The sequence below is a fragment of the Planomonospora algeriensis genome (assembly GCF_977012225.1).
The window spans coordinates 1-8,945 of sequence record NZ_CDRNDK010000265.1; the positions used below are offsets into that span (position 1 = coordinate 1).

The following is an 8,945-nucleotide window of genomic DNA, read 5'->3' on the forward strand; positions in this document are numbered from 1 at the left end:
CCTTTCACTAATCGATTAGTGAAAGGGTGGATTACGGTGATCGCGGAAGTCAAGTCATGGCCGGAGAGCGGTCAGTCGCACTCCTCGATGGACCGGTAGCCGGGGACGTCCTCGAGCCGGTGGTAGACGGGCAGGCCGCGCTCCCGGGCGATCCGGACGTCCTGGTCGGCGCCGGTGGACTCGCCGGGCAGCCGCAGCACCGCGTCGCAGTGCCGCAGCAGGCGTTCCGCGGTGGGGTACATGATCTGCTCGGCCACCGGGTCGGCCGGTCCGGTGCCGCCGGCGCCGCGCAGCACGGGGAGCGCGACCCACTCGCCGATCATGGGGACGTGACCGCTGCGGAAGATCGGCCACGCCGCCTCCTCCAGCCGGGCCAGGTTGCGTGCCATCAGATCCGGGTCGTCATCGGTGCCCGAGCGGTACGGGCCTGCGATCAGAATGAGCATGGTGCCGACCATATCGTGCAATAATCGGAAAAAACAAGGAGAAACGTGCATGCTTGCCGCTCAACGCCGTGACCTGCTGCTCGAACGCCTGCACAGGGACGGCCGCATCGTCGCCAAGGACCTCGCCGCCGAACTCGGCATGTCCGAGGACAGCATCCGCCGCGACCTGCGCGACCTCGCCGCAGCGGGCCTGTGCCAGCGCGTGTACGGCGGCGCGCTGCCCGCGTCGCCCGCGACGGCCGACTACGCCGCACGCCAGGACGTCCAGGTGTCCGGCAAACGGCGGGTGGCGGCCGCCGCGGCCGCGCTGGTCCGGCCGGGTGGCACGGTGATCCTCGACGGCGGCACGACCGCACTGGCCGTCGTGCACGCGCTCCCCCCGGACCTGCGGGCCACCGTCGTGACGCACAGCCCGACCGTGGCGAGCGCGCTGGCCGACCACCGGGACGTGGAGGTCTACCTGATCGGCGGGCGGCTGTTCAAGCACTCGATGGTCGCCTGCGGCGCCGCCGCGATGGAGGCCGCGCGGGGACTGAACGCCGACCTCTTCCTGCTCGGCGTGACCGGCGTCCACCCCGAGGCGGGGCTGACCACCGGTGACGCCGACGAGGCCGCGATGAAACGCGCCCTGGCGCGCCGGGCCGCCGACACCTACGTGCTGGCGAGCTCGGAGAAGATCGGCGCGGCCTCCCGGTTCGCCGTGCTGCCCCTGGCCGAGATCGCCGGAGTGATCACCGACGCGAACGCGGACGATCCGACGGTGCGGGCGCTGGGCGTGCCGGTCGTCCACGCCCCGTAGCGGCTCACCCGGGGGCGTCCGTCGAGCGGTCGCCGTCGTGCTCGCGGAGAGCCTCGACCAGACGGTCCACCCCCGGGTCGTCGCGCCCGGCCAGGCAGAGGTCGAACAAGGGGGCGGCGTGCAGGGTGACCGGGACGAATCGAGGGGAGGGAGGCGGCGGCGGAGCGATCAGCAGGGCGATGCCCGCTCGGGCTTCGACGAGGGAGACCGCCGTCGGAAGGTCCCAGGCCTCGTGGACGTCACCGGCCCGGACGCCGGCGCCGCCGAGCCAGACATCGATGGCGCGGTGCAGTCCCGGCCCCGCCGCGCGGGCGTGGAGGACGAGCGGCTCGCCCGCGAGATCGGTCCTGGAGATGACGGACCTGCCCGCCAGAGGGTGACCGGCCGGCGACGCGATCGACACGTCGATCCGCACCTACGCCAACAACAACCGCTACCCCTGGACCCCCTCGCATGACCGGTGGCCGGTCGTCGAGGCCCCCACCGGCATCACGTTCGTCGGCTACGAGAATCCACCGGGAGTGACCACCGCGCAGCGCGTACGGCATTTCCTCGAGAGCGACCGCGCCGCCTGGTACAACCACGTCAACGTCACCGCGCACGACCGCGGCGGCCACTTCATCCCGTGGGAGATCCCGGACGAGTGGGTCGACGACCTGCGCCGGACCCTGCGCGGACGGCGCTGAGGCCTGTCCCGCCGTACGCCTCCTGGTTCCGGCTGCTCCGCCCCGATCGGATCCGGTCCGGAGATCTCCGGTGATGTCCCCGGCCCGGTCCGGTGACGTCCCCGGCAGGGGAGAGCGCGTCGTAGGGTGTGCCGGAAGCGGCCGGAAGCCTCCGCCGGGGACACCCGGGGAAGGCGTGCCGGACGGACGGCTATCACGAGGAGACCGGTGATGTCCCACCCTCTCGGCACGCGGCCCGTGCCCCGGCGCACCCCGCTCGACGCGGAGGAGAGAGTCCGGGCCGAGGCGAACTTCGTCCCGCTCGTCACGCAGATGCTGGCCGCCGAAGGGCGGTTCAGGGTGACCGCCGACACCCCGGAGATGGTGGAGCTGTTCCAGGCGGTCGCCCGCAGGGCGGGTGACGTGCTCCGGCGGCCCGTGGTCAGCTACGCCAACGGCAGGGACATCGTGATCACTTTCGGCGGCGAGGGCGCCCCCGGCCTCACCGGCTGAGGCGCCCGCTCACCGCGCGGTCACCGGGGAGCCCGCTCACCGCGCGGCCATCGCGGAGCCCGCTTACTGCGGGTCACCGGGGAGCCCGCTCACCGCGCGGCCGCCGCGGAGCCCGGCCGGGAGCGGAGATCAGGGCGAACCCGCCCGGGACGTCCACCATGCCGTCGACCAGCAGGTCGGCGCGCTCGCGGGTGCGGTCGGCGGCGAACCACGCGTCCTCGGCGCGCATCCAGGTCCGCCACTGCGGCTCCAGGTGCGCGCCGTCCCGGGCCAGGCGCGGGCCAGCCGCAGCTCGCGCGGCGCCTCCACCCACACCGCGTAGGCGACCGGGGCCGTACGGCGGGCCGTGCTCACGCCCTCCAGCACCAGGACGGCGCGACCGGCACGTCCACCCGCTCGGCGAACACGCCCCGCGCCCAGTCGTAGCGCCGGTAGCCGCCGGCCCGGCCCGCCGCCAGCGGGCCGAGCACCTGGTCCTCGACGTGCTCGAACCAGGCGGCCGGCGGCTCGTCCCACGGCACCGGGAAGTCGTCGCTGTGGACGACCTGGGCGTCCAGCGCGCGGGCGAGTCGCCCGGCGAAGGTGGTCTTCCCCGAGCCGCCGGGCCCGTCCACCGCGACGAGCCGCACCGGCCCGCACGACGGCGGCAGCGCCCCGACCGCCGCCGCCAGCTCCGGGAAGGAGATCATGGTGGCCATCCCCTCATCGTGCCACCCGGCCGCGCGGGGCCGCGGGCAGGGAGCGGCAGGGATCGTGCCACCCGGCCGCTCGGGACGGACGGGCTGGGAGCCGTCGGGAATCGTGCCGCCCGGCCGCGCGGAAGCGGCGGGGCAGGAAGTCGGCGGGGGAGGAGACACGGAGGTTACCCGCGGGTATCGTTCCGGGCGGAGACCTGGTGCGTCCGCCGTGCGCCCCCGTGCCTTTCCCGGCCCTGTTCGGCTAGGATCGGCGACTCTCACCCGGAGGTCGATCTTGCAGGGAGCCTTTGGCGACATCGTCGTCCTGGACCTGTCCCGCGCGCTGGCCGGGCCGCACGCCGCGCAGATGCTCGGCGACCTCGGCGCCAGAGTGATCAAGGTGGAGCACCCCGACGGGGGCGACGAGTCACGGGGCTGGGGCCCGCCCTTCGTCGGCCCCGAGGGCGACATCTCCACCTACTTCCTGGCCGCCAACCGCAACAAGCTCTCGGTCGCGCTCGACCTCAAGTCCGCCGAGGGCCGGGACCTGGTCGAGCGCCTGGTACGGCAGAGCGACGTGCTGATCGAGAACTTCCGGACCGGTGTCCTGGACCGGCTCGGCTTCCCCGTCGAGCGGCTGCACGAGCTCAACCCCCGCCTGGTCGTCCTGTCGATCACCGGTTTCGGCCACGACGGCCCCGAGGGCGGCCGGCCCGGCTACGACCAGATCGCCCAGGGCGAGGCGGGGCTGATGAGCCTCACCGGCCCGTCGTCCGCCGAACCGTACCGGGTGGGCGCCTCGATCGCCGACCTGCTCGCCGGCATCCACGGTGCCTACGGCGTGGCCGCCGCCCTGTACGAGCGGGAGCGGACCGGCCGGGGGAAGGTCGTGCGGACCTCGCTGCTGGCCGCGGTGACCGGCGTGCACTCCTACCACGGCACCGCCTGGACGGTCGGCGGACAGGTGCCCGGGGCGGGCGGCAACCACCACGCCTCGATCGCCCCCTACGGCGCGTTCCGCTGCGCCGACGGCATGATCCAGATCGCGGCGGCCAACGAGGGGCAGTGGCGGAAGGTCGCCGCCCTGCTGGGCGTCGATGCCGAGGACCCGCGGTACGCCACGAACCGGGAGCGGTTCACCCACCGCGACGAGCTGATCGCCGACATGGAGAAGGCGCTCGCCGCCCACGACCGCGCCCACTGGCTGGCCGCGCTCGGCGGGATCGGCGTGCCCGCCGGGGCGATCCGCTCCATCGACGAGGTCTACGCCTGGGAGCAGACGCGCTCGCAGGGACTCGTCGTGACGGTGGACCACCCGGTGCTCGGCCCGGTCGAGCTGCCCGGCCCGCCGCTCCGCTTCGACGGTGAGCCGCCCCGCGCGCACACCGCCCCGCCCGCCCTCGGCCAGCACGGCGACGAGGTGCTGGCCTGGCTCGAGGAGCGGGAGAGGTGAGACCGGACCGGCCGGACGCGCGGACCCTGATCGGGGCCGTCCTCGACCCCGGCACGTGGCGGTCGTGGGACTCCCCGCCCGCCGACCCCGCCGAGCCGGGGTCCGACTACGCGGCGGAGCTGGCGGCGGCGCGGGCCCGCTCCGGCTACGACGAGTCGGTCGTCACCGGGGAGGGCCTGCTCGACGGGCGCAGGGTCGCGGTCGTCGCGTGCGAGTTCTCCTTCCTGGCCGGGTCGATCGGGCTGGCCGCGGCCGAGCGGCTCACCGCCGCGGTCGAGCGCGCCACCGCCGAGGGGCTCCCGCTGCTGGCCGCCCCGGCCTCCGGGGGGACCCGGATGCAGGAGGGCGCGCTCGCCTTCACCCAGATGGTGAAGATCACCGCTGCGGTGGCCGCGCACCGCGCCGCGGGCCTGCCGTACGTCGTCTACCTGCGCCATCCCACCACCGGCGGGGTGTTCGCCTCCTGGGGCTCCCTCGGGCACGTCACCGCGGCCGAGCCGGGCGCGCTGATCGGCTTCCTGGGGCCGCGGGTCTTCGAGTCGCTGCACGGCTACCCCTTCCCCGAGGGGGTGCAGGTCGCCGAGAACCTCTTCGCGCACGGCCTGGTCGACGCCGTCGTCTCCGCCGAGGACGCCCGCCAGATCGCGATCCGGGCGCTGGCCGTGCTCTGCGCCCCGCGCGACGGCCTGGATCCCGGGCCCGAACCGGACGGGAGCGTCCCGGCGGTCGGCGCCTGGGAGGTCGTCACCCGTTCCCGCCGGGACGACCGGCCCGGCGTGCGGGAGCTGCTGCGGTCCGGCGCCTGCGACGTCACCCCGCTCAACGGCACCGGCACCGGCGAGAACGACCCCGGCCTGCTGCTGGCCCTGGCCCGGTTCGGCACGGCTCCCGCGGTCGTGCTCGGCCAGGACCGGTACCGCCAGCGGTCCGTGGCGCCGCTCGGCCCGGCCGGGCTCCGGGTGGCGCGGCGCGGCATGCGCCTGGCCTCGGAGCTGGGCCTGCCGCTGGTCACCGTGATCGACACGGCCGGCGCCGCGCTGTCGAAGGCGGCCGAGGAGGGCGGCCTGGCCGCCGAGATCGCCCGCTGCCTGGCCGACCTGGTGATGCTCGACGCCCCGACGGTCTGCCTGCTGCTCGGCGAGGGCGCGGGCGGCGCGGCCCTCGCGCTGCTGCCGGCGGACCGCGTGCTGGCCGCCCAGCACGCCTGGCTCTCCCCGCTGCCTCCGGAGGGGGCCTCGGCGATCCTCTACCGGAGCGTGGACTTCGCTCCGGAGATCGCCGCCGCCCAGGGGGTGAAATCCACCGACCTGCGCCGGGACGGCATCGTGGACCGGCTCGTCCCGGAGTCGCCCGACGCCGCCTACGAGCCGGAGGAGTTCTGCCGCCGGGTGGGCGCCGCGCTGCAGTACGAGATCGCCCGCCTGCTGGCCGGGGACCCGGCGGACCGGCTCACCGCCCGGCTCGCCCGCTACCGTCGGCTCGGGCTGTAGCGGGCCGGTCGTGTGGGAGGGGCGGGGGCTACGGCTCGGACTTGGCCGGGGTGAGCGGGACCGGGACGCGCTCGATCCGGACGGAGACGACCTCGTCGCGGGGGACCACCACCTCGTAGGCGCCGTGGTCGACCATCCAGTAGCCCAGCGCCTCGGCCTTCAGCCCGCTGTGCCCGGTGTAGGCGATGTGCAGGCTCTCCTCGCCGCCGTCCTCCGTGGCGTCCAGGACCAGGCACGGCTCGCCGCCGAACGCGCCGACCGTGCGGACCAGCACCAGCCACTCCAGGTCCTCCCGGGCGACCGCGGCCCGCCAGTAGCCCCGGGCGGCCTCGAAGCCGTCGGCGGCCTCCTCGCTGAACAGCACGACCTCGCCCGCGTCCGGGCCCAGGGCCGCCGCGTAGGTGCGCTCCCGGTAACCGGCGACGAAGCCCGAGGCCACCGGCTCGATCTCCGCGCTCATGAGGCCGGCCGCCAGGTCAGGCCGTCGTAGAGGGCGAAGGGACGCTCCTCCCGGTCGATGGTCACGTGGATGATCTCTGCCCCCGGGGGGATCGGCATCGGCATGGTGTGGAACTGCGGCACGACGTGCTCGCGCGAGGTGGTGAAGCCGTTCCCGGCGAACGGCGGTGAATCGTTCCAGTCACCGCCCATGTGCGGGCCGTACGGCACGACGTAGGTGTCCACGTCCCGGGCGAACCACCGCAGGAGGTAGAGCTCGGGCACGGTGACGTCCAGCTCCGAGCCGTCGAACCCCAGGTCGAGGCCCATGAAGAGCTGCGCGGGGGTGGTCAGCCGGACGCAGTCCTGCACCCGGTAGACGTACCCCGAGATCACGGTCCGCTGGCCGGCCAGGTAGGGCACGAGCAACCGGGGCGGGATGACCTTCTGCATCTGCGTTCTGCGTCCAGGTGGCTCACTCACGGGTCGCATTTTACGATCTATTGACCGGCAGTCGCCGGTGTTCGAGGCACGGGAGGGCATTGCGGGTGACAATCGTGACCTGAGGGTCCAGAACGCACGTCTGCACGGCGGGGGTCGGGCCCAGGTCGGCGCGGACCACGCCCATAGGGTCGACCAGCAGGCTCCGGCCGATGCCGAAGCCGTCGGCGGCCTCCGGGTTCGGCGCCTGGCCAACGGCCGCGGTCCAGGTGGTGTTCTCGATCGCGCGGGCCCGGACCAGGGTCGTCCAGTGCTCCTCCTTCATCGGCCCCGACCCCCACGCGGCGATCACCGCGAACAGGTCGGCCCCGAGGTCCGCCAGCGCCCGGGTCAGCTCGGGGAAGCGCAGGTCGTAGCAGGTGACCAGGCCGACCCGGATCCCGGCCAGCTCCACGACCACCGGCTCGTCGCCCGGCTCGACCAGCTCGGACTCGCGCGCCCCGAAGGAGTCGAACAGGTGGATCTTGCGGTAGGCGGCCTTCAGCTCCCCGTCGGGGCCGACGGCCACCGCGGTGTTGCGCACCCGCGGCGCGCGCCCGTCCCCGGCAGCGGTCCCGGCGTCCGGCTCTGTGCCCGGCGCGGTGCCCGGGTCCGCGCCTGACTCGAACACCCCGGCGATCACGGCCAGGCCGTGAGCGCGGGCGGACTCGGCCAGTCCGGTGACGAACGGCCCGTCCAGCGGCTCGGCCAGCCCGGTAATGCGCCGGCCGTACCGGGTGAGCGCGGCCTCGGGGAAGATCGCCAGCTCCGCGCCGTCGGCGGCGGCCCGCTCGATGGAGCGGCGGACCTGGTCGAGGTTGGCGGAGGGGTCGGTGGAGACCGGGATCTGGCACAGGGCGATGCGGGTCACGGCTCCGACCCTATCCGGCGGTTCGGGACCCGTTCCATCCACGTCAGGCACCGCCACACCCACTCCAACGGGCCGTACCGGAACCGGGCCAGCCACCAGCGGCTGAAGACAGCCTGGCCGGCCAGTACGGCCACCGCCAGCGCCACTCCCGACAGCCGGGTCGGGTCGGCGGTCAGCGGCGGCAGCGCCAGCAGGATGACCGGGGTGCTCATCAGGTAGTTCGTCAGCGCCACCCGGCCGAGCGGGTTGAGGACGGCCGTGAGGGGGCCGCGCAGCCGGGTGCGCAGGAGCAGCAGCAGCCCGGTGCAGTAGGCCGTCGCGCAGGCCAGCCCGGCGGCGGTATAGAGGCCCGTCGCGTACGTGCCGTTCCACAGCCAGACGAGCCACCCGCCCGCGGCCGCGCTCGCCAGGAAGGCGGGGAGCAGCAGGCGCTCGGGCGGGCGGTACTCCATCAGGGCCGCCCCGATCAGGAACAGCCCCGGGACGAGCACCACCACGAACACCCCGTGGACGATGATCCCGCCGCCGCGGGGGATCGCCCACGCCGTCGTGGCGATCCCCAGCAGCAGCACCGCCGAGCGCGGCAGGAACGAGGCGGGCAGCAGCACCAGCATCCCGAAGAGCGCGTACGGCAGCAGCACCTCGCCGGGGTTGACCGCCCAGTGCACGGCGCCGAAGCAGGCCAGTACGGCCAGGCGGCGCAGCAGCGCCAGGCGGGGGCGCGGGGTCCGCCCGGCGGCGGAGCGGAGGAACAGCACGAAGCTCAGGCCGAACAGGAACGAGAAGATCGGGTAGAACCGGCCCTGGAGCAGGTTCTCCACCGCCCAGTCGGCGGGGGTCCGTCCCGGGTCCTCCAGGTGGCCGCGGGTGTGCTGCCAGGTGTTGACCACCATGATCCCGCAGATGGCGAAACCGCGGAGCGCGTCCAGCTCATGAAGCCTGCGTGTCACCGGGCCACCCTATTCGTCTGTTAAGCGCGGAGAGACCGTCAGCGGCTCGCGCGGAATTGATGTCAGCGGCTTCCGCTGGGACTCTGCAGGCAAGAGTTAACCTTGATCTTTCGTGCGCCCAGCAGAACGGGAGGTGAAGCCGTGACCTAGCGGCTGATCATGC

At 74.1% G+C, this 8,945-nt stretch carries 13 protein-coding genes; 5 read left to right on the forward strand and 8 right to left on the reverse strand.

From position 1 onward, the window contains the following. Positions 1-71: 71 nt before the first annotated feature. Positions 72-446 (reverse strand): hypothetical protein, encoded by a 375-nt coding sequence (locus tag ACWJ6R_RS23665; protein WP_449064334.1) that lies wholly within the window; start codon positions 444-446, stop codon positions 72-74. A gap of 49 nt (positions 447-495) precedes the next feature. Between ACWJ6R_RS23665 and ACWJ6R_RS23670 the strand changes: the two genes are divergently transcribed. Next, on the forward strand, positions 496-1,245 hold the full coding sequence (locus ACWJ6R_RS23670; RefSeq protein ID WP_449064335.1) for a DeoR/GlpR family DNA-binding transcription regulator: 750 nt from the start codon (positions 496-498) through the stop codon (positions 1,243-1,245). A gap of 4 nt (positions 1,246-1,249) precedes the next feature. Here ACWJ6R_RS23670 and ACWJ6R_RS23675 read toward each other — a convergent pair whose 3' ends face one another. Continuing rightward, positions 1,250-1,648, reverse strand: a complete 399-nt coding sequence (locus ACWJ6R_RS23675) for a LysR substrate-binding domain-containing protein (protein WP_449064336.1) — start codon at positions 1,646-1,648, stop codon at positions 1,250-1,252. A 118-nt stretch (positions 1,649-1,766) separates the two neighbouring features. Between ACWJ6R_RS23675 and ACWJ6R_RS23680 the strand changes: the two genes are divergently transcribed. Together ACWJ6R_RS23680 and ACWJ6R_RS23685 are read left to right on the forward strand one after the other, a co-directional pair. Continuing rightward, positions 1,767-1,931, forward strand: coding sequence for a hypothetical protein (locus ACWJ6R_RS23680; RefSeq protein ID WP_449064337.1), 165 nt, complete (start codon positions 1,767-1,769; stop codon positions 1,929-1,931). A gap of 210 nt (positions 1,932-2,141) precedes the next feature. After that, a complete protein-coding gene (locus ACWJ6R_RS23685; RefSeq protein WP_449064338.1) occupies positions 2,142-2,423 on the forward strand; it encodes a hypothetical protein in 282 nt (93 codons plus the stop codon). A gap of 73 nt (positions 2,424-2,496) precedes the next feature. On the opposite strand, the gene ACWJ6R_RS23690 is transcribed toward ACWJ6R_RS23685, so the two are convergent. Further along, entirely contained in the window at positions 2,497-2,736 is a 240-nt protein-coding gene (locus ACWJ6R_RS23690; protein ID WP_449064339.1) for a hypothetical protein, read from the reverse strand. A 37-nt stretch (positions 2,737-2,773) separates the two neighbouring features. Continuing rightward, positions 2,774-3,121 (reverse strand): uridine kinase family protein, encoded by a 348-nt coding sequence (locus ACWJ6R_RS23695; protein ID WP_449064340.1) that lies wholly within the window; start codon positions 3,119-3,121, stop codon positions 2,774-2,776. A 274-nt stretch (positions 3,122-3,395) separates the two neighbouring features. Between ACWJ6R_RS23695 and ACWJ6R_RS23700 the strand changes: the two genes are divergently transcribed. Next, positions 3,396-4,553 carry a CaiB/BaiF CoA transferase family protein gene (locus tag ACWJ6R_RS23700; protein ID WP_449064341.1) on the forward strand — a complete coding sequence of 386 codons (1,158 nt, stop codon included), beginning with the start codon at positions 3,396-3,398 and terminating at the stop codon, positions 4,551-4,553. Continuing rightward, the gene (locus ACWJ6R_RS23705; protein WP_449064342.1) at positions 4,550-6,043 is read left to right on the forward strand and encodes a carboxyl transferase domain-containing protein; all 1,494 of its coding nucleotides are present in this window, start codon (positions 4,550-4,552) and stop codon (positions 6,041-6,043) included. Before ACWJ6R_RS23700 ends, ACWJ6R_RS23705 begins: the two co-directional genes overlap by 4 nt. A gap of 28 nt (positions 6,044-6,071) precedes the next feature. On the opposite strand, the gene ACWJ6R_RS23710 is transcribed toward ACWJ6R_RS23705, so the two are convergent. From ACWJ6R_RS23710 to ACWJ6R_RS23725, 4 genes are read right to left on the reverse strand one after another with little or no spacing between them, the layout of a single operon-like run. Next, positions 6,072-6,503 carry a hypothetical protein gene (locus ACWJ6R_RS23710; protein ID WP_449064343.1) on the reverse strand — a complete coding sequence of 144 codons (432 nt, stop codon included), beginning with the start codon at positions 6,501-6,503 and terminating at the stop codon, positions 6,072-6,074. Beyond that, on the reverse strand, positions 6,500-6,964 hold the full coding sequence (locus tag ACWJ6R_RS23715) for a hypothetical protein (RefSeq protein WP_449064344.1): 465 nt from the start codon (positions 6,962-6,964) through the stop codon (positions 6,500-6,502). Before ACWJ6R_RS23715 ends, ACWJ6R_RS23710 begins: the two co-directional genes overlap by 4 nt. Positions 6,965-6,974: 10 nt before the next feature. After that, positions 6,975-7,832 carry a carbon-nitrogen hydrolase family protein gene (locus ACWJ6R_RS23720; RefSeq protein ID WP_449064345.1) on the reverse strand — a complete coding sequence of 286 codons (858 nt, stop codon included), beginning with the start codon at positions 7,830-7,832 and terminating at the stop codon, positions 6,975-6,977. Beyond that, the gene (locus tag ACWJ6R_RS23725; protein ID WP_449064346.1) at positions 7,829-8,782 is read right to left on the reverse strand and encodes a DUF418 domain-containing protein; all 954 of its coding nucleotides are present in this window, start codon (positions 8,780-8,782) and stop codon (positions 7,829-7,831) included. The genes ACWJ6R_RS23720 and ACWJ6R_RS23725 overlap by 4 nt, the downstream gene beginning before the upstream one ends. Positions 8,783-8,945: the final 163 nt, after the last annotated feature.